This window comes from Streptomyces sp. NPDC027962, assembly GCF_055566095.1.
The window spans coordinates 326,000-345,455 of record NZ_JBVHTA010000002.1; the positions used below are offsets into that span (position 1 = coordinate 326,000).

Consider the following 19,456-nt stretch of genomic DNA (forward strand, 5'->3'; position numbering starts at 1 on the left):
GTCGTCGCAACACCCCGGTTCAAGAGGTGCGATGGACTTCGAGATCCGAGTGGACCGGAAGCCGCAAGAGCGCAAGAAGCTGTCCCGGGAGCGGGAGGCACACTCCCGGCTCGTGCAGCAGGGATACGGCAACATCGAGGCGCGCCGGATCGTCGGCGTTGATCGCCGGAGGGGCAACAAGGGGCGCAACGGCCGCTCCGGAGAACGGCAGCACGATGGTGCGCGCCGGCCAGTCGGCCGAACGGGCCGCGCTCATGTACCAGCGCTCCGACATGGAGCGGTAGCGGGAGGCGGCGGCCGGGTTCAACCGGACAGTGCGGGAATCCCGCGGCACATCGACGAAGGCCCAGGTCTTTGACCTGGGCCTTCGTTCACGAGCGGGTGACGGGAATCGAACCCGCGCTCCGAGCTTGGGAATCAACGGGGCTTCCAGTGCCCAAGCATGCCCTGACCTGTACATATCACCTCGAGGGGATACGGTCGGTGGGGCGTCTCAGCACCTTCATTGACCGCTGGTTACCGCTCTGAAGGGCACGGATGGGGCACGAACACGGCGGACGCGGCCTCGTCACTGCTCCTGGGCTCTGATGCTGGATACTTCTCTTGTGCCGGCGCGTGCCCGACAACGGCCGTTGCAGGAACAAGGCTCGGGAAGCCGGAGGGCCCAAGCGGTTACGCCTGGCCTCAGCTCTTCGGTCGAGGTCGCCGATCCAGTCCGTGGCCCTGAGCCGCAGCGCAGCACCAACCGCATACGGATGATCAGCGGGTCGCCCAGGTTTCAGGACGGTTCGGGCGCGTGGTCCAGGTGCGGAAGGTGGTGACCGAGGCGTTCGCGCTTGGTCCGCAGGTAGAAGATGTTCTCTTCGCGCGGTGATGCCAGAAGCGAAACCTGTTCGGTGACCTCGATCCCGTGCTGCAGCAGCGCCGCCCGCTTACGTGGGTTGTTCGACAGCAGCCGTACGGATCGCACGCCGAGGTCGTGCAGGATGTCCGCCGCCACCCTGTAGTCGCGGGAGTCGGCCGGGAGCCCGAGCGCGAGATTCGCCTCGACGGTGTCCAGCCCCTCCGCCTGGAGCTGCATCGCCTGAAGCTTGGCCAACAGGCCGATACCTCGCCCCTCGTGACCCCGGAGGTAGACGAGAACGCCACGTCTTTCGCTCACGATGGCTCGCAGTGCCGCGGACAGCTGATCGCCGCACTCGCAGTGCTTGGATCCGAGGGTGTCCCCGGTCAGACACTCCGAATGTAGGCGGGTAAGCGCTCCGGATCCCTCAACATCGCCGTATATCAAGGCTATTTGTTCATCCCCGCGAGCGCGGTCCAGGTAGCCGACAGCGAGGAAATCGCCATGCTCGGTGGACAGTCGGACACTTGCCACGCGTTCGACGCCTGATGAACGATCACTTTCGTGGTACGCGTCATCCATATCTATCATGGCCAGATCCTATCGGGTAACCTCTGGTGTCGGGCTCCGAATCTGTGACGGAGTCAACTGACCTATTCGTTAATCACGTTCGACCGATCGATGTGCATAGGCTGGCGCAGCCTGCTCTCATGGAGGCATGTGCGGAGCGTCCGTCCGCGCGCTTTCAATTCGGGTCGCCCAGCGATCACAACTTCTGGAACGAAGAAGGGGAGGGTCGGGAAGCATGAGTGCCCCGTACGTGCGGCTGCCGACAATGGGTCTGTTGCCGCTTGAAACAACGACGGAGGACGTGAGGGTCGGCCGAGCTGATGTGGCTGTCCTCCCCATCGGCAGCTTCGAGCAACATGGGCCGTTTCTCCCCCTGATGACCGACACGGTCATAGCCTGCGCCATCGCGAGGGAGGTCGCCTCCGCGTATCCGGTCCACTGTCTCCCTCCCGTGACGATCTCCTGCTCGCACGAGCACGCTGCCTGGCCGGGAACCGTCAGCATTTCTGCAACGACGCTCTCTGCCGTCGTGCGGGACATCGCCGAATCACTCCGCCGTTCCGGTATCAACAGCCTGGTTCTGATCAATGGCCACGGTGGAAACTACGTACTGCGCAACGTGGTTCAGGAGTCCGCCGGCTGTGGAATTCGCATGGCGCTTTTCCCCGGTCCGGCCGACTGGAGTGCGGCGCGGGACAGAGCCGGTGTGCAGACGTCCCCCCAGAGCGATATGCACGCGGGTGAAGTGGAGACGTCCATCCTGCTGCATGACCATCCAGAACTCGTCCGCACCGGTTACGAGACGTCCGATTTCCTCGCCGACGACCGCGAGCATCTGCTCACTCTCGGTATGCGGGCCTACACGGAATCCGGCGTGGTCGGTTGCCCGTCGAAGGCTTCGCCCGGGAAGGGTAAAGAATTGTTGGCCGGCCTTGTCGATTCATTCGCCGAATACCTTTCACTCCTGGCACCGGAAGAGCCGTCGGCAGGGGCGCAGTCCCCGCCTCGGCCGTCCGCCACCGCAGACATCGGGCAACCCGCTGACATCCGACGGGGGACGCGGTGACCAGCCGCGCCGCAGGGCACTGTGTCGGCATGCTCGACGCACCGGCAGCCTGGGAGCGGCTGCGTGGCATCCGATCCGAGGCGGACGCCGAGGCCGCCGGGCTGTTCCGGGGCGCGGACGGCCGACGCCAGTGGCGAAACGCTTCGCCCGAGGCGGAGACGCTGGCCGACCGCTATCTGTCGCTGTGCCTGGCCGGCCCCCGCTTCACGTTCGCTCAGCTGGGGCAGAGTCTGGACGGTTTCATCGCGAGCCGTACGGGCGACGCCGACTACGTCACCGGCGAGGAGGACCGCGAGCACCTGCACCGGCTGCGCGCGCTCGCCGACGCGGTGATCGTCGGGGCCGGCACCGCCGTTGCGGACGATCCCCGACTGACGGTCCGCTCCTGTACGGGGGCCAACCCGGTGCGCGTCGTCCTCGATCCGCACGGCCGAGTGCCGCTGCGGCGCAGGGTGTTCACCGACGGGGCAGCGCCGACCCTGTGGGTGGTGGGCGCAGGCAGCGAGCGGGGAAAGGCCGCTGCGGACATGGACGGTGTTGACGTACTGCCCCTGCCCGACAGCGCGTTCGCCCCTCACCGCTTGGTGCGGGAGCTCGCGCGGCGCGACCTGGGGCGCGTGCTGGTCGAGGGCGGCGGCGTCACCGTGTCGCGTTTTCTCCACGCGCGTGCGCTGCACCGGCTCTATGTCACCGTGGCACCGGTGCTGCTCGGTGACGGCGTCCCGGGGCTCGGTTTCCCCGGTCCGGAGCTGATGCGGGACGCGCTCCGTCCGCCGACGCGACGCGCCGCCCTCGGCGAGGACACTCTCTTCGAACTCGACCTGCGGACGGCGCGTCCCGGTGAACCACTGGGTGACGAGCACGCCGAGGCCGGGCAGGCTCGCGGCGAAGGCCAACAGCCCGTACACGACGGCAACGGTCAGCCCTTGGGCAGCGCCCAGGCCCGCCGTTCCGAAGGCCCAGGCGGTGACTCCCTCCCTGGGCCCCCAGCCGCCGATGTTCAGCGGTAGCGCCATGGCGAGCAGCGCCAGCACCATCAGGGGCAGCAACTCGGCCGTGGGCGCGGTTGATCCCGCGGCTCGGGCGGCGAGAAGAAACAGGGCGAGGTGGCCCGCCAGAACCGCGACGGACGAAATCAACACCCCTGGCCAGGTCCCACGGGCGAGCAGTCCGAGGCGCGCTTCGGCGAGCGTGCCGCGGACCGCGCGGCGCCATCGAGAGGCGCCCGGTTTCCCGCGGAGCCGGACGGCACAGACGATCGCCAGCCCGCCTGCCACGGCCAGGGCCGCCGCGGCACCCGGGGTCGCGAGGAGGTGGCCGGTTTCCCCCAGGGGCAGGGAGGGGTGCGTGACCAGGAGCGTCACGCCGACGGCGAAAAGCACCACTTGGCCGGCGGTCCTTTCGAGGACGACCGCCCGGACGCCCCGCCCCACGTCCCCGGCACTTCGCCCGTGCCGCACCGCGCGGTGCACGTCGCCGAGGACACCGCCGGGCAGCGCCGCGTTCAGGAACAGAGCGCGGTAGTAGTCGGCGACGGCCCCGGCCAGCGGAATCCGGATCTTCAGCCCTCGGGCCACCAGGCACCAGCGCCACGCGCTGAACACGGTGGTGAACAGGCCGAGGCCGAGAGCGGCCAGCAGGGTCGGGCCGTCGATCCTGCGCAGACCTTCGAGGACGGCGCCGCCCTGCCAGCACACCATCGAGGCGAGGATGGCCGCTCCGGCAAGCATGCCCACACGCGCCCGGACCGCCCTGATCACGATGCGCCCCCCGTCAGCCGGGGAAGGGCCAGTACATCGCCGTGGTGCACCACGACCTGCAACTCACCCGCCTCGCACGCCGCAAGGCGGCGCCGCAGATACGCATGGGCACGCGGCGCAAGCTCCGGCGACTGTTCGACGGCGGCGTCGACCCAGCCGCGCAGCCACTCCGCCATCAGCGCGGATCCGTCGTCGCCAGGGGCCGCCCGGTCCTGGGCGCCCGGGGAACCGGGTCCGAGCCGCCACGGACTGTTGTGCGCCCGTACGGTCATGCCATGGCGGGCGAAGGCCACGGAGGCCGCCGAGACTGCGTCGGGTCCGAGGAGCTTGCGGCCCTGATCCTCGCGGCGCTGGTGGGAGTTGAACGCCTCGGCCAACTCGGCGTCCAGCGGGTCCTGCGGGGTGAGGTCGACCCGCCCCACGACGGAGAGCGCCAGCAGTGCCGGGCATCCGGCCCCGGCGCAGGCGGCGGCGAGAGCGTCCAACTCGTCGCGGGTGAGCAGGTCCAGCAGAGCGGATGCCGTCATCAGCGAGGTGCCACGGAGGTTGTCCGCGGTCAGGTGTGCGATGTCACCGCGTTCCGCCGTGGCCGTCACGCGGCTGCCGTCGGCGGCCGTACGGGGCATCCGTTCGATGGCCAGCTCGAGCAGAGCGGGGTCGTGGTCGTGCAGGATCCAATGCTGGGGACCGTTCAAACGGGGGGCGAGCCAGCGTCCCATGGCACCGGTGCCGCAGCCGAGGTCGCGGATCACCAACGCCGTGTCCGATCCCGGCGGATCGCCCGCCTTCGCCTGAACGGCCAGCTGCTGCCGTAGTGGGGCGAGGAGTTCGGGTGAACGGGCGGCGGCATCGGCCCCCTCCCGCAGGGCAAGCCACTGTGGGGCGTAGCGAGCTGTGCCGGTGCCACTCATGCGGTCCTCCGCGAGTCCTGGTGGAGTAGTTCCAGCGCCTTGGCCAGGCTCCGCGAGGTCGTCTCCCAGCCGGCCAGCGCGATGCGCCGCCGTCGCGCGGCCGCTTTCGAGCGATGGCGTTCGCCGGGCTCGCGGAGCCAGTGGCGCAACGCCGCAGCGAGAGCCGCCACGTCTTCGGGCGGCACGAGGACGCCCGGGACGCTGCCGTCGGGCGCGTGCCCGAGCGCCTCCGGGAGGCCGCCGACGGCCGTCGCCAGTACGGGAACGCCGCGCGCGAGCGCCTCGGTCACGGCCATGCCGTACGTCTCGGCGTGCGAGGCGAGCACCAGGAGGTCGGCGGCGGCGTAGCTCGCGTTCAACTCGGGGCCGGTCCGGGGGCCCGCGAGGTGTACCCGCTCGCCGAGGCCGTTCTCCTCGATCAGCTCCCGTAGCCGGGCCACGTATCCGGGAGCCTGGCCCAGTCCGCCGACGAGAGAGCAGCTCCACGGCAGGTCGGCGACGCCTCCGAGGGCCTTGACCAACTCGTGCTGCCCCTTGCGCGGGATCACCGCGGCGACGCACAGCAGACGCGGAGCGCTGCCGGCGCCGGATGCGGTGCCGGTCGACAGAGGCGCGATGTCGGCTCCGGGGACGGCGACGTGGACCCGGCCGGGGTCGAGCCCATGGTGGTCCACGAGCCTGCCGGCGGCCCATTCGCTGGTTGCCACGACCGCAGCCACGGCTCGCAGCGTCCTGCGTTCCCCGGCGTCCAGAGCCGCTGCCGTACCCGGGTCGAGACCGGTCTCGTCGCCCAGCGGCAGGTGCACCAGTACCGCCAGGCGCAGCCGGTAGGCCTCGGGGACGATGATGTCGGGGACCCCGCACGCGACGAGTCCGTCGAGGAGGACGAGGGCGCCGTCCGCCGACTCCCGGAGTATCCGCGCCAGTTCCGTACGTGCGGCGGCTCCGGGCCGTGGCCAGTCACCGGCGACGGTGTGTTCGTGAACCTGCCAGCCGAGCCGGGGCAGTTTCCGGCACACCCGGCGGTCGTAGGTGTTGCCGCCACTCGGCGCGGCCGGATCGTCGACCCCGCCGGGCATCACGACCCGGACCGAGCGCTCGGGCGTGGCGGTGGCGGCCGTGCGGTTCACAGGACGCGCTCGTAGCTGGCCCACGCGATATGCGACTCGTGCAGGGCGACCGTGAGGCCGGCCAGACCGCGGGCGCCCTCGCCCAGCGCCCCGGCGTGCACCCGGTCGGCCAGGCGGTCTGCGATGACCTTGGCCAGGAACTCCGTCGAGGTGTTGATACCGGCGAACTCGGATTCGTCGTCGAGATTGCGGTAGTTGAACTCACCCACCACTTCGCCCAGTTCCTTGGCGGCCAGGCCGATGTCGACCACGATGTTGTCGGCGTCGAGCTCGGGACGGCGGAAGGTGGCGTCCACAAGGAACGTCGCTCCGTGAAGACGCTGTGCGGGACCGAAGACCTCCCCGCGGAAGCTGTGGGCGATCATGAGGTGCTCGCGGACGGTGACGCTGAACAACGGCTGCGACCTCCCGGTCTCCGAGGCGTTCGGGCCGCTGACGGCCCTTGCACTTGAGTACGGCCGGAGCGTACTGCGTGTTCAAAGGCCCAGGTCGTTCGATGTTCAGGCAGAACCAGCGGCAGCGGCCGTGTCGTACACCACGCGGTGGCAGAGCCCGGGAAGGGCACCGGAGGCGATTTCGCCCAGCGCCGACGGGAGTTCCTCGAAGGCGCATTCACCGGTGATCAGTGCGTCGAAGGCGGGGTCGGCGAGCAGTTCGAGCGAGAGCGCGAGCCGGTCCGCATACGTCCGACTGGAGCGCCGTGCCGGTGACACCCTCCCCACCTGGCTGCCGCGCAGCACCAGCCGGCCGGAGTGGAAGGCCTCCCCGAGCGGCAGGCTGACCTGCCGGTCGCCGTACCAGCTCAGCTCCAGGACGGTTCCCTCCGGGGCCAGGAGCTCCAGTGAGCGCGCGAGTCCGGCTTCGCTGGCACTCGCGTGGAACACAAGATCGCAGTCGCCCGAGGCGTCCTCGGGGAGCGCGAAGTCGACGCCCAGCACCCCGGCGACGGCGGCGCGGGCGGGCTCGGCATCGACCAACTGGACGCGGACGCCGGGGTACCGGGCGAGCAGCGCGGCGACGGAGCAGCCGATCATGCCCGCTCCCACGACGGCGATCCGGTCGCCGATCAGCGGTGCGGCGTCCCACAGGGCGTTCACCGCGGTCTCCACCGTCCCGGCAAGCACGGCTCGACCTGGGGGGACGGTGTTCGGCACCGGGGTCACGGCTCTCGCCGGGACGACGTACCGGCTCTGGTGCGGATACAGGCAGAAGACCGTGCGGCCGACGAGGTGCGGCGGTCCTTCCTCGACGAGGCCGACGTTGAGATAGCCGTACTTCACGGGCCCGGGGAACCCGCCGTCCTGGAACGGCGCCCGCATCGCGGTGTGCTGGCTCTCCGGTACGCTGCCGCGAAAGACGAGGCTCTCCGTGCCACGGCTCACGCCGGAGAACAGCGTGCGCACCACGACATCGTCGTCGGCCGGTTCCGGCAGGGAAGCATCGCGAATCTCGCCGTGGCCGGGTGAGCGGAGCCAGAAGGCGCGTGCGGCGCGCTCCATCGGCATCCTCCTGGTGAACGCTCGGGTGACGGTTCACGTTCTGATAATCACGAGGCCGCAACGGTACGCGGCACTCATCGACTCTGTCACACGGCCGGAGGATGGTACGCAGTGGCCCTGAGCGGCACTTACGACGCGAGGTTGTTGCGCCCGGAGACGGCCGCGGGGGCGGGGGCGCAGACGCTCCTGCTTGCCCTTCTCGCCACGGTGGTCGGGCTGGGGCTCGCGGGATGGCTGACAGGCCTGGCGTTCACGCTCGCCACCTGGGCCGTGCTCACCCGTGCCCTGCGCCGGCGGTGGCCCGGCCCCTTCGGCCCGGCGAACGGTGTCACCCTGGCCCGGACGACGCTCGTCGGCGGCGTGACCGCGCTGATCGCGGATTCCTTCATGAGCCGGCCGCCGGTCGCGGTCATGGTCGCCCTCGCCGCGGTGGCGCTGATCCTTGACGCGGTCGACGGCCAGGTCGCCCGGCGCACGGGGACGGAGTCTCCCTTGGGCGCACGCTTCGACATGGAGGTCGACGCCTTCCTCATCCTGGTGCTCAGCGTCTACGTCGCCATGTCGCTGGGCGCGTGGGTGCTGTTGATAGGCGCCATGCGCTATGCTTTCGTCGTGGCGGCCCGGGTACTGCCGTGGCTGCACGGGCCACTTCCTCCGAGCACGGCCCGCAAGGCGGTGGCCGCGCTGCAGGGGATCGTCCTTCTCGTGGTCGGCACCGGGATCATCCCGCGCCTGCCCGCATACACGGCCGTCCTCGTGGCGCTGGCGCTGCTCGTCTGGTCATTCGCGCGTGACATCAGGTGGCTGTGGCGCGTCAGCGTCCGTGACAGCGCAGCGGTGGTCCGGGACCCGAGGCACGAGAGGGCTTGACCGCCCCGCGCCGGCGGGGATGCGCAACGGCCGGGACCACGAAGACCGGGAGCGCCTCCTTGTCACCCTGTTGACGGCGTGGCACCTACCGTCCTTTGGACTGAGCGGGAGTGAGTCCGCTCGGCCGCACGCCCCGAACGGTCTTGGGCGCACTGGTCCCCGGCGTACTCGACCCCGGGGCGGCGACACGCATCCTGTGCGCGGTCCGGGCCCGGGAGGCCGGTTCCCTGCACGACCTGTCCAGTTGGACACGGCCAGAGGTGACGGGGAGGCCCTGAACCATCACTCCGGTGGAGCAGGGCCCCGCTCACCGGCACCGTACCCGGCGGCCCAGATCGCACGACCACGTTGCCCGGACGGCCCAGGACCCGGCAGGCCCGAAAGCCGACCATCCCACGCTCGAGTGCAACCGCACCCGTACACGCTTCCCGGCAGACAACTGCAACCCCCTGAGGCGTGCTCGGTCAGGAGCCGCCGGTCACAGGCCGGCAGACACATGGACGATCTCTGCCCTGCTGTCGATCGGCCCCCGCAGAGGCATTCGCTGTCGCCTGACCGGCCCTGACTGCGACAGCGGCCCGACGCGCGGCGACAAGGCGGCAGGTCGACGACGGAGGCCGGCACATATGACGATTCGTACGGCGCCTCCTGGTGCGACCCGGCGGTCACCGGGTCGGCGGAGACGGGACAGGGCCGGGCCTCGGACCATAGGCGGTGAGGAACCGGTCGCGGAAGGTGTCCATCCGCCAGGCCGGAGCCTTCGGCCCTGGCTTCAGACCGTCCTGCCAGCCCCAGCCGGATATCCGGTCCATCACGGCCGGGTCGCGGGCCACGATCGCTATCGGCACGTCCCGGCCGAGGTCGCCGCGGGTGACGGCCGGGACGGGCTGGTGGTCGCCGAGGAAGACGAGCACGGTGTCGTCGTCGCCGTACTTCTCCATGTAGGAGATGAGGCTGTTCAGCGAGTACTCGATGGCATGCCGGTACTCGGTGCGCACCTTGGTGGGGTCCTTCCACACCTCTTCGGGGTCCTTGCCCGCTTCTTTGATGGCGTGGTAGACCGAGCCGTCACCGACCTCGTCCCAGCCGATCATCCTGGGTATGGGCGCCCAGGGCTGGTGACTGGAGGCGAGGATGACCGATGCCATCAGCGGCTTGCGGCCCGGCTTGCCGTGCTCCAGGCGCTCGAACGCCGACAGGCTGTACTGATCGGGTACGGGCGTCCAGCTGAACTTCGGTCCCTCGTATCCGAGTTGCCGGGAGTCGTAGATTTTGTCGAGGCCGTAGAGCCGTCCCTCCGGCCAGGCCCGGGTGACGCCCGGCATGATGCCGACTGTCCGCCATCCGCCCGCGCGCTGGAAGGCGCCGGTCAGGGTCAGCCGCTTGCTCGAGGTGATGCTGCGGTAGCGCTCCTCGTTCTCGATCCACAGGCCCGACGCGAAGGTGGAGTGGGCCAGCCAACTGCCTCCCCCCGTCGTCGGTGAGGTGAGGAAGGCGCTCTGGGAGAAGAACCCGGCCGCGCGCAGCCGGCTGGTCCCGTCCGCGAGCACCGCGCCGACCTGCGGCGCCATTTCCGGGTCCTGGACCGCGCTGCGCCCGTAGCTCTCTATGAAGGCGAAGATGACGTCCTTGCCGCGCAGCCCGGTCAGCAGCCGGTCGGCCGGAGCGTCGCGGAAGGTGTCGACCTGGGCCTCCTTGGCGAACACCTGCTCGTCCTTCAAGCCCGCACGCACCTGCTGCACATGGTTCCCCACGAGCGTGGCGGTGCTCCTGGAAGCGACCGGTACGCCCCCGACCTGTACGCCGAGCGTCGCACAGGTGATCCAGGCGGTCCCGAGTACGAGGATGCCAGGGGTTGCCGCGGCACTGTGCCGGACGACGAGACGGCTCAGCCGGACGACTGCCAGTGTCATGAGGACGAGCAGAGCAAGGACGGCGACCACGACCCCGACCACTGCACCGAATGCACCGGCCTGGCCGACAGAGTCCCCGAGGAACGCCTCGGCGTCGTCGAACAGGATCCAGTCGAGCATCGGGTCGAATGGCCGGTCGAGAACCGAGTGGAAGCCCATGTCGAGGAGCTTCAGGATGGTCAGCAGGCCCAGACCCGCCCCCGCGAACACCGCTGCCATCCGTCTCGCCCTCGGCTGCAGGGTGAGCAGCACGGCGGTGCCGAAGATCCCCTCCACCGGGATGCGCACGAACGCGCCGGGCGTGAGGCGGCTGGGCTCGTTCGGCAGGAGGAGAGCGCAGAGCACCAGGAGGGCGGCCAGGGCAGCGGTCACCAGCGCAGCGGCCGAGTGCTTGTCCCGGCGGCCAGTGGCAACCGTTTCGCCCGAGTCGCCACGGGCAGGGCCCCCTGCGGTGGCGTTCCCGCCGACGTCGGCGTCGTCACGTGCGGCGGCGTCCGGAACAGCGGCGGAGTTGTCCGGCGTGTGCTCCGGGGGCCCGCCCGGCGTCAGGCCCTTCCCCATGATTGTGTTGTCCGTAGTCGGCAGCTGACGAGAGCGCGTCCAGAGCGACACCGAAGGTCCTTCCGTGCGAAGCCCGGCGGTGGCCCGCGAATCAGGCCGGGAGGTCGCGGTCCGCCCCTATCTGTACGCCTCGCCGGCGGTTTCGGTTCAAGCACCAGGTCGCCGGCGCGGGAGACAGACGCGGGTGAGGCCGAACCGGTCGGCAGGGGCTGCCTGCAGCCGGGCACTCGCCCGCGCTTGGCAGTACGGCGAGAGGTCCTGATACGGAGCGTGCCGACTTCGTATCGAACTGCAGCAGCCGCGGGGTAGCTGCCGTCCTCGATGTGCGGGCTGCCGTCCGGGGCTGTGTGAGTTCGGCAGTCGTCCTGCCGGATCCGAGGAACAAACAAGCCCCAGGTCGCTGACCTGGGGCTTTTCTCGTGGAGCGGGTGACGGGAATCGAACCCGCGCTCTGAGCTTGGGAATCAACCAGTACTTGATCGCCAGACATGGCCCTGAGACCAGCGCGAACGCTGGCGAGGTGTGTTGTTGGTCAACGGCGGGACGATGCCCGTAGTGACCGCTGCTTACCCCCACGAATGGCACGTAGTGGCACGGAGCGCTCAGAGGCGTGCCATGCAGGGAGGTCTTGCGGGATGGGCATGCCGACGGAGTTCGATCTCTGGAGACGCTTTGCCCTGGCAACGGCCAGGGAAGGTGCAGTCAGGCTCTGCGTTCGGTGCGGCGTCGGGATGCGGCCTGGGCGGTTGCGACGGCCAGGCCCACGCGCTCGGCGCGTTCTTCGGTGATGGCGTACTGCCCGCGGCGCGGGCAGTGCAGCCAGCCAGTGTCTGTCAGCAGTCGCAAGTGGTGGTAGAGCTGTCCACTCGTTCCCAGGCCGTCGAGAGTGGCTAGTTCCCGTACGGTGCGTGGACCTTGGAGTGTGGCCGCTATGAGGCGCAGGCGCACAGGTTGTCCGAGCGCCTTCAAGAGATCTACCGCTCCGGACCGCTCGGCTTCGGCAAGCTGCGCCATCGCGCGGAGTCTCAGGGCTTCGTCGGATGAGCCATCCGCTTGATGCGTTCCTTCTTGGGTCGCTTCCATCCGGCGGCCGCTTTCCTGTTCCGCGAGGCACTCTTCTGCAGGTCGATATGTTCTTCGAGATCTGGGCCTGCGCCCACGGCGTCGGTCATGCACAACGATAACTTGGTGTCGGGTGTGACTGGTGCTGATGCCAAGAGGGTCGGGGCCTCCCCTGGCGGCACTTCGGTCCTCAGAACCACGGCTGGGTCTTGATGACCGACGACGCCTTGCAGCGCCTAGCTGCCGACGCGCTCCTCGGTCAGAATCTGCTGGCGCAGCTCCACCAAGGTGCGCAGGGCGGTGCTGTACATGTGGATGCTCTTCTCGCTGTGCGTGTTGATGGCGGTCTTGACCTCGTTGTAGGTCTGGGCGATGACCGCGTCCAGTTCGTTGATGTCGATCCCATTCATGCTGATTCTCCTTCTTGGCTGAGACTGTTCAGTCGTGCTTGATGGGCCATGAGGTGATGCTCTGCCATGGACTGCTGTCCTTGGTGCTCTCGATTCCCTTGCACACCGAGAGGCTGAGAGCTGTCCTCACGGATCTGGCCGCGTGGGGGCGGAGGCGCCTGAGAGCAGGCGGACGCCCGCCCCCTCCTCGGGCCAGAGGTCATCCGGCTGTCGGCGGGATGTTACCGACTGGCCAAGACGTCACGCTGTTCCGCTGCCCACAGTCCTTCAGATCCTGTCCCTTGCAGACGAAGGTGGTTCCCGTAGTCGTGGGCCGGTAGGAGGGCAATTGGAAGTCGATGAGAACCGTGCCGCGACCACACTGGGTGACGTGCTTCTGCGGGGGGCGAGGCATGAAGTCGTTGGTGAACTGGAACCACACGGAGTAGCAGTCGCTACCACTGTTCTTCAGCTGCCCACGGAGCACGAGGGTGGTGCCCGCCCCGTTCTCAAGCCACCGGGTTCCTTCCGCGACGGCCGTTCCATGCGTCGCGGCAAAGGCGACGCCCTTGGGCGTCTCCGCGGCAGCCTGGTCGCTGTTCGAAGCCGTCGCTGGGGAAACGGTGAGGACGGCGATAGCCGCCGTTGTGGCCGCGCAGACGGCGGCACGGAGCATGTGTGTGGACATGGATCTCCTGGTGTATGTGCTTGACGGAGCCCGAAGCTGACGGATCAGGATCGAGGGCCCAGAAAGGGCCGGGTGCGAACGCCATACTCGCGGCGTAGGGCGGAGAGTGCGGCGAGATGACCCGACATGCCATGGACGCTGGGACCGGGCGGGGTCGCTGCCGAGCACAGGTAGACCCCCGGCAGAGGTGTCGGGTAGGGGTCGATGCGGGGAACTGGCCGGAGAATCGACTGGGTCAGGGTCATCGCCCCCGTACCTATGTCCCCGCCGACGTAGTTGGCGTTGTGATGTTCCATCTCGGCGGCCGGGGTGCCGAGTGCGGCGAGAACTGTGTCGGTGAAGCCCGGGGCGTACCGTTCGATCCGCGAAAGGACGAGGGGTACAGGGTCGGTGCGGTCCCCATGTGGGACATGGGCGTACGCCCAGACGGGACGTTTGCCTGGGATGGCACGGCCGGGATCGGTGACTGCCGGGTCGACGACGAGCACGAACGGTTCGTCGGTGCGTACACCCCGTGCTGTCAGCGTCTCCTGCCGGACCATCTCGGCGTGTGTCCCCCCAAGGTGCACAGTCCCCGCCCTGCCGACGTCGGGGTTGGCCCATGGGATCGGATCCGAGACGAGGAAGTCGACCTTCGCGGCTCCTGGTCCGTAGCGGAAGTGCCGGAGCTGGCGTGCGTAGCGTGGAGGTAGCCGGTCTCCGGCAAGTTCCAGCAGGCCGCGAGGGCTGATGTCGAGCAACAGCAGTCGGGTGCCGTCGAGTTCACTCAGGTCGGTGATGCGGTGGCCGGTGTGGAACACGCCTCCGTGCGCGGTGATGTCCGCGGCCATCGCCTCGGCGATGCTTCGGCTCCCGCCGCGGGGCAGGGGCCAACCGGTGCCGTGCGCGAGGTGGGCGAGCAGGGCGGTGACGGCACCGGAGGCGATGCTCGGGAGTTTGCCAACTGCGTGTGCGGTGACCCCGGTGAGCAGCGCCGCAGCCTGGTCGCCGTGGAACCGGGCGGCGCCCAGTCTCGTACCGTGCTCCAGGGTTCGCAGCGCGACCAGGGCGGCCGCCACCACATCCTTGGGCATGGTGCGCTGCCCGGACAGAACGAAGTCGACGACTCCTTGGCTGTGGTCGAGCAGGGGCTGCATAAGGCTTCGCCAACGGGCGCCGTCCCGTCCGAGTTCGGAGCAGGTTCTCTCCAGGTCGCGGTGGGCGAGGCCGGCCCGTCCGTTGTCCAAGGGGTGGGCGTAGCTGATCTCGGGATGGAGCAGGTCCACGCCCCGGGCGGGCAGGTCGAAGTCGCGGAAGAAGCGTGAGGCAGCCGCCATGGGATGCACAGCGGAGCACAGGTCATGAACTACGTCCTGGTCGAACAGCGCTTCGGTGCGGAGGCCACCGCCGATGGTGTCGGCCGCCTCGTACAGCGCCACGCGCAGCCCCGCGCGCGCGAGTGTCACGGCGGCGGCCATGCCGTTCGGACCGGTGCCGACAATGGCAGCGTCCGCAACCATGCCGCTCATCGGGCCGCATCCTCGGTCAGCAACTGCCGGGTCGCGATGCGCTGGTACAGCTCGTCGGATTCAAGTAGTTCGTAGTGGGTTCCAGTGGCGCGTACCCGGCCGGCTTCGAGGACGATGATCCGGTCGGCGTCGACGACGGTGGAGAGGCGGTGGGCGATAGCGATGACGGCACAGTGTCGGGAAATCGTGGCAATGGTGTCGCGGAGTTCGGCTTCGGCATCGCTGTCGAGGTGGGCGGTGGCTTCGTCGAGCAGGACCACCTGGGGCCGCTGCAGCAGCGTGCGGGCGATGGCCAGTCGCTGGCGCTGACCGCCGGACAGCCCCGCGCCCCGTTCGCCGAGCGGGGTGTCGAGCCCCTGGGGAAGGCTGGTGAGGATGCCGGCGAGCCCGGCCAGTTGGACAGCGAGGGCGATGGCGGTGTCGTCGGCGTCCGGGTTGGCGTAGGTGAGGTTCTCCCGAATTGTGCCGCGGATCAGCGCGCTCTCCTGTTCGACGTAGCCGACCAGGCTACGAACCTGGTCCAGCGGCATCGTGGCGATGTCGACGCCGCGCAGGTGGACGGAGCCTGCACCGGGCCGGTGGAGACGCTCCAAGAGCTGGAACAGGGTGGTCTTGCCGGCCCCGGACGGTCCGACGATCGCGGTCAGGCCGCGGTCCGGCACGGTGAACGAGACCCCCTCGACGACAGGTGCGGCGGGGGGCGGGGCATAGCCGAAGGTCACCTCGTCGAACCGTACGGCGGGCCCAGGGAGGAGCATGGCCGGGGGCGGCGCGACGACTTCCTCCTGATCGAGGTATGACAGTTCGGTGACCCGGTCGATCGCGGCCCGGCCTTGTTGGAACTCCCCAATGGCGAGGAAGAGCATTACCAAGGGGGCGACCAGGTAGAACAGGTACATCACGAAGGCCGTCAGGTCCGAGAGCTGCATCGCCCCGGTGGCGACCCGGGACATACCCCAGCCCACGACCGCGGCGAGGCACACCTGGGTGCCCACGTTCATGGCGGGCGTGAGCATCGCGGAGATCGCGCTCACACGGATGCCGGAGCGGCGGGCGCGCCGGGCGAGGGCGGTGATGCGGACGTTCTCACGCTCCTCGGCACGTGAGGTCTTGACGGTGCTCATCCCCACCATGACGCGTTGCACTCCAGAGCCGAACGAACTGGTGTCCTCCCGGTTGCCCAGGGAGGCCAGCCGCACCTGCCGTGCCAGGACGAGCGAGACCGCGCTGGCCGCGCCGAGGCAGCCCAGGCTGAGAAGCAGCAGCGGCCAGTCGATCCAGGCCATGGCGGCAATGCCTCCGACAACCATGAATCCAGAGGTGACGATCTGGGCCAGTGACTGAGAGAGGGAGACGCGCGCGATGGAGGTATCTGTGACGACCCGGGTGAAGACGTCCCCATGGTCGAGGCGTGCGAAGGCGGCCATGTCGGCTCGCAGCAGTCGGCTGACGAGTGTCCGGCGCATGTCGAAGACGATGTGCTCGCCGGCGCGGCCGATCGCGTAGGCGTGCGCTGCGGCGAGAACGGCATCGGCGCAGAACAGCGCGACGATCGAGGCGATGGGCCAAACGAGCGAGCTGTCTTCGGCCACGGCGCTGATCAATTCGCCGATGAGCAGCGGCTGGGCGAGCGAGGCAACCGCCCCCAGAAGGCCGAGGATGATACCGGTGATCAGTAGCGGTCTGTGCCGCTTCGCGGTCTCCCATACATTCACGCGGTGTCTCCCCGTTCGTAGATGGTGATGAACAGGGGCGACTCGGATGTGTACGGGGTGCCGTCCCAGGAGGAGAGCCGTCTGCGCGGGGTGAGCCCTGCCTGGGCGGCGTAGCCGTCGACGTCGTCGGGGTCGAGAAGGCGTACGGCTTCTGAGCCGACCCGGGTAGTGCCGTCGGCTTCGAACCAGACCTGATGGCATTGCCAGATGTCGCCTAGCAGCGTGGCGTGCGTCTGCAGACCGGTGCCAGGCTCCGGGTAGCGGGTGAAGAAAGTGGCCTGTCGGCGCCCTTCGTGCAGCGCAACGATGCCGGGCTTGTTGTGGGTCTCCACGACCAGCCGCCCACCTGGGGCGAGGAGGCCGGCCGCCTGGCTGATGATCTGCTGTTCGTCGTCGGGATCGGTGACCAGGCCGACGACGCTGCACACGCAGTACACCAGGCCGTAGGTCCGGTCATCGGTGTAAGTGCGAATATCACCGTGCACTGCTGTGACGGGTGCCTTCTTGGCCGTGCTGTCGGTTGTCAGCGCCTGCAGCATCTCGGGTGACGAGTCCACGCCGGTGACCGGGCCGAGGCGATGGGACAGCGGGATGGCGATGCGGCCCGTGCCGACGCCGAACTCGAGGGTCCCGGAGGCAGGGTCGGGGTGCAGCCCGGCCAGGACATGAGCAGTGGCGTCGGCGTGGGCGTCCTTTGGGAAGATCCGGTCGTACCAGCCCTGGAACTGCTGACCGTAGCCGATGTCATCTATGGCGCTCATTTGTCCTTGTTATTCGATGTGGTGCTGAACAGGAAATACAGCGCAACGATGATGCCGATCGCGAAGATGATGACCGTGGTACCGCTCATAGCGCAGCCTCCGCATCCATGGACGTGTAGGGCGACATGAAGATCATGTCTGGTTCCACCGAGGTGTCGTATCCGCCGTCGCGAGCCAGGGCGAACTGGAATCCCTTGACCGTCTCCTGTCCCTCGGAGCGCAGCAGATGCCGCAGGTGGGTGGTGATCAGCCGGTACGGCGGTGACTGCAGGCCGGCGTCGAAGCCGCCCTTGTCCATCATCTGCAGGACTTCGCCGCACACGTCGAAGACAGCCTTCTCCGGGCGGCGATCGGGAAACCAGAAGATCTGGCTCATCTTCCGTCCGGCGATGACCTCCAGAGTGCGCCAGGGCGAGGTGACGTTGTCCGCGTCCAGAGTGCGGTAGAGGAAGTGGTAGTCGTGCATGGCCGGAGAGGGTGCGAAGAAGCGCCAGTTAGGGAGCACCGAAAAGGTGTCCTTGGCCTGGAGCCGGTTGAAGACGGGGTTGGGGTGCTGGGCCGCGACGGTGCCGACCACGAAGGCAGCGCCGAGGATGCGCGCGGCGGCGCCGGGGCCGGTGAACAACGACTTGGCGTGGTGAAGTGCCCTCACTTGGTCGCTCCTGGTGACGTGGTGGTGGAGGCGTCGCCGGGCGAGGCAGCAACAGCGGCGTCGCCGTTCGGGGTGTCATCGAGGAAATCGATGATGCGGTCTGCGATCCGCAGCGCGTACCTGCTGTCAGTGAGCATGGTGTCGTGATCGCTGCCTTCGACGACCCAGGTCTCGACATGACGTCGGCCACCACGGTGAGCTTCGGCGATCTCGTGGTGCATGAGCAGCTGCTCCGGCGACTGGTCGATGCTGCGCTGTGCGGAGATCACCAGGGCGTTGGCATCAACCGGGTCCAGATCTCCACGGAATGCCTTGAAATCGGCTTCGACGGCGTCCCATTCGCGGCGGGCGGCAACCCACATACGGGCGTCGGTGTACTGAGCGAACACACGCTTGCGGTAGTTGAGGGGGAGGTTCTCGAGCCAATCGGGACGCGCCATGAAGATGCCCATGCCGAGCCGCAAGGACCAGGTGATCAGGGACATCGACTGGCCGAGCTGGTCGCCGGCCTCGCGCTGCGTCGCCGACCGGTTGAGTTCATCCGGGTGGGAGGAGTCGAGGTAGACGATGCCGCTCAGCCGGTTGTCGAGGTGGGGGGCAGCTCGGCGGGAGATCTCGCCGCCGAGCGAGTGGCCGACGAGGACGATCCGGCGGTGGGAGGGGACAGCCTGCGTGATGAGGTCGACCAGGTCCTCGACCGACTCGTCAAGGCTGTAGGAATCCTGGCTGCTGCGGTCGCTGCCTGCGTACCCGGCGCGTGCGTAGGACAGCACGCCGTAGCCGGAGTCCTTGACGAGCCGCTCGGTGATCCATGCGAAGTGTTCCGAGGTGGACGCCAGGCCGGCCGCGAAGACGAGGACCGGCTTGGACGGGTCGGAGCCGCCACCCGTCTCGTATTGCAGTGTGTTCCCGTGCCGAGTTGTGACGACACGTGAGCTCGGCCATCCGTCTCGGGCGCGCATCCTGCGCTGCACAGCGGTCACTCCGGCCGCGGCGGCAGAGCCGGCGAGCAGCACGGCGGCCGTACCCAACGCCCGGTCGTCCCGTCCGGCGATGGAGGGATGGGACTTGGGGGCCGAGGTGTAGGCCACCATGGGGTGCATGGAGACGAACGCGGTGACGAACCGGCCGAGTCCCATCACGAATCCGTTGGCGACGTGGAAGGCGGCAGCGGAGGCGATGACCGGCCGAGCGAGGCGGCCGCCCGCCAGGTAGGCCACGGGGAAGAGGCATTCGAGTGCCAGTACGCCGTGCGTCAGATACTTGGCTTGCCTGGGGAAGCGCTCGACCAGACGGAATGTGGGCTCGTGGCCGTAGGTCCGGGTCCGCATGACGCCGCCGAGGGCTGTGGCGTCGCGCCACGGCTCGCCGAGCAGTTTGACCCAACCGGACACCAGGTAGGAGAGGTTCGCCTGCAAGGCGATGTACCAGATCAGGGCGTCCTGCGTTTGGGTGCTGTGTGAGTAGCTGTTGTCGTACCGATCTTGAGGCTTGTCGATCGAACGCGAGTCCCGATTGGGTGATCGCGGAGTGCTCGGCGCATACAAGTAGGGCCTC

General features: G+C 68.7%; 17 protein-coding genes and 2 pseudogenes. 4 read left to right on the plus strand and 15 right to left on the minus strand.

The window, feature by feature from the left end; genetic code table 11:
* Positions 1 to 31 precede the first annotated feature (31 nt).
* Positions 32 to 196, plus strand: a pseudogene (locus tag ACZ4SA_RS03165) (IS30 family transposase); the annotation flags it as partial.
* 582 nt (positions 197 to 778) lie between these two features.
* Here the strand turns inward: ACZ4SA_RS03165 and ribA are convergent.
* Positions 779 to 1,435: a GTP cyclohydrolase II gene (gene ribA, locus ACZ4SA_RS03170; RefSeq protein WP_468269220.1), complete on the minus strand. Its 657-nt coding sequence runs from the start codon at positions 1,433 to 1,435 to the stop codon at positions 779 to 781.
* A 214-nt stretch (positions 1,436 to 1,649) separates the two neighbouring features.
* Between ribA and ACZ4SA_RS03175 the strand changes: the two genes are divergently transcribed.
* On the plus strand, positions 1,650 to 2,480 hold the full coding sequence (locus tag ACZ4SA_RS03175; protein WP_468269222.1) for a creatininase family protein: 831 nt from the start codon (positions 1,650 to 1,652) through the stop codon (positions 2,478 to 2,480).
* Between the two features lie 29 nt (positions 2,481 to 2,509).
* Positions 2,510 to 3,490, plus strand: a complete 981-nt coding sequence (locus ACZ4SA_RS03180; protein WP_468269224.1) for a RibD family protein — start codon at positions 2,510 to 2,512, stop codon at positions 3,488 to 3,490.
* On the opposite strand, the pseudogene ACZ4SA_RS03185 reads toward ACZ4SA_RS03180, so the two are convergent.
* The 5 genes and pseudogenes from ACZ4SA_RS03185 to ACZ4SA_RS03205 all read right to left on the minus strand — a co-directional run.
* A pseudogene (locus ACZ4SA_RS03185) lies at positions 3,419 to 4,210 on the minus strand (lysylphosphatidylglycerol synthase domain-containing protein); the annotation flags it as partial. The gene ACZ4SA_RS03180 and the pseudogene ACZ4SA_RS03185 sit on opposite strands and share 72 nt — an antisense overlap.
* Positions 4,211 to 4,236: 26 nt before the next feature.
* On the minus strand, positions 4,237 to 5,151 hold the full coding sequence (locus ACZ4SA_RS03190; RefSeq protein WP_468269226.1) for a methyltransferase domain-containing protein: 915 nt from the start codon (positions 5,149 to 5,151) through the stop codon (positions 4,237 to 4,239).
* Positions 5,148 to 6,230 carry a glycosyltransferase family 4 protein gene (locus tag ACZ4SA_RS03195; protein WP_468269284.1) on the minus strand — a complete coding sequence of 361 codons (1,083 nt, stop codon included), beginning with the start codon at positions 6,228 to 6,230 and terminating at the stop codon, positions 5,148 to 5,150. Before ACZ4SA_RS03195 ends, ACZ4SA_RS03190 begins: the two co-directional genes overlap by 4 nt.
* Before the next feature lie 47 nt (positions 6,231 to 6,277).
* Positions 6,278 to 6,676, minus strand: a complete 399-nt coding sequence (locus ACZ4SA_RS03200; protein ID WP_468269228.1) for a 6-pyruvoyl trahydropterin synthase family protein — start codon at positions 6,674 to 6,676, stop codon at positions 6,278 to 6,280.
* A gap of 105 nt (positions 6,677 to 6,781) precedes the next feature.
* Positions 6,782 to 7,780 carry a zinc-dependent alcohol dehydrogenase gene (locus ACZ4SA_RS03205; RefSeq protein WP_468269230.1) on the minus strand — a complete coding sequence of 333 codons (999 nt, stop codon included), beginning with the start codon at positions 7,778 to 7,780 and terminating at the stop codon, positions 6,782 to 6,784.
* 111 nt (positions 7,781 to 7,891) lie between these two features.
* Here ACZ4SA_RS03205 and ACZ4SA_RS03210 point away from each other — a divergent pair, with 111 nt between their 5' ends.
* Positions 7,892 to 8,650 carry a CDP-alcohol phosphatidyltransferase family protein gene (locus ACZ4SA_RS03210; protein WP_468269232.1) on the plus strand — a complete coding sequence of 253 codons (759 nt, stop codon included), beginning with the start codon at positions 7,892 to 7,894 and terminating at the stop codon, positions 8,648 to 8,650.
* Positions 8,651 to 9,315: 665 nt separating this feature from the next.
* On the opposite strand, the gene ACZ4SA_RS03215 is transcribed toward ACZ4SA_RS03210, so the two are convergent.
* From ACZ4SA_RS03215 to ACZ4SA_RS03255, 9 genes are all read right to left on the minus strand, one after another.
* The gene (locus tag ACZ4SA_RS03215) at positions 9,316 to 11,124 is read right to left on the minus strand and encodes an alkaline phosphatase family protein (protein ID WP_468269234.1); all 1,809 of its coding nucleotides are present in this window, start codon (positions 11,122 to 11,124) and stop codon (positions 9,316 to 9,318) included.
* A 702-nt stretch (positions 11,125 to 11,826) separates the two neighbouring features.
* Positions 11,827 to 12,138 carry an ArsR/SmtB family transcription factor gene (locus tag ACZ4SA_RS03220; protein ID WP_468269236.1) on the minus strand — a complete coding sequence of 104 codons (312 nt, stop codon included), beginning with the start codon at positions 12,136 to 12,138 and terminating at the stop codon, positions 11,827 to 11,829.
* A gap of 284 nt (positions 12,139 to 12,422) precedes the next feature.
* Positions 12,423 to 12,596 carry a hypothetical protein gene (locus tag ACZ4SA_RS03225; RefSeq protein ID WP_468269238.1) on the minus strand — a complete coding sequence of 58 codons (174 nt, stop codon included), beginning with the start codon at positions 12,594 to 12,596 and terminating at the stop codon, positions 12,423 to 12,425.
* A 199-nt stretch (positions 12,597 to 12,795) separates the two neighbouring features.
* On the minus strand, positions 12,796 to 13,263 hold the full coding sequence (locus tag ACZ4SA_RS03230) for a hypothetical protein (RefSeq protein ID WP_468269240.1): 468 nt from the start codon (positions 13,261 to 13,263) through the stop codon (positions 12,796 to 12,798).
* 44 nt (positions 13,264 to 13,307) lie between these two features.
* Positions 13,308 to 14,762: a phytoene desaturase family protein gene (locus tag ACZ4SA_RS03235; RefSeq protein WP_468269286.1), complete on the minus strand. Its 1,455-nt coding sequence runs from the start codon at positions 14,760 to 14,762 to the stop codon at positions 13,308 to 13,310.
* 5 nt (positions 14,763 to 14,767) lie between these two features.
* Positions 14,768 to 16,486 (minus strand): ABC transporter ATP-binding protein, encoded by a 1,719-nt coding sequence (locus tag ACZ4SA_RS03240; protein ID WP_468269242.1) that lies wholly within the window; start codon positions 16,484 to 16,486, stop codon positions 14,768 to 14,770.
* On the minus strand, positions 16,483 to 17,247 hold the full coding sequence (locus ACZ4SA_RS03245) for a class I SAM-dependent methyltransferase (protein ID WP_468269244.1): 765 nt from the start codon (positions 17,245 to 17,247) through the stop codon (positions 16,483 to 16,485). The genes ACZ4SA_RS03240 and ACZ4SA_RS03245 overlap by 4 nt, the downstream gene beginning before the upstream one ends.
* Before the next feature lie 85 nt (positions 17,248 to 17,332).
* Positions 17,333 to 17,899 (minus strand): hypothetical protein, encoded by a 567-nt coding sequence (locus ACZ4SA_RS03250; RefSeq protein ID WP_468269246.1) that lies wholly within the window; start codon positions 17,897 to 17,899, stop codon positions 17,333 to 17,335.
* A partial coding sequence (locus ACZ4SA_RS03255) for an alpha/beta fold hydrolase (RefSeq protein ID WP_468269248.1) occupies positions 17,896 to 19,456 on the minus strand: 1,561 nt, incomplete at its 5' end. The genes ACZ4SA_RS03250 and ACZ4SA_RS03255, both read right to left, overlap by 4 nt.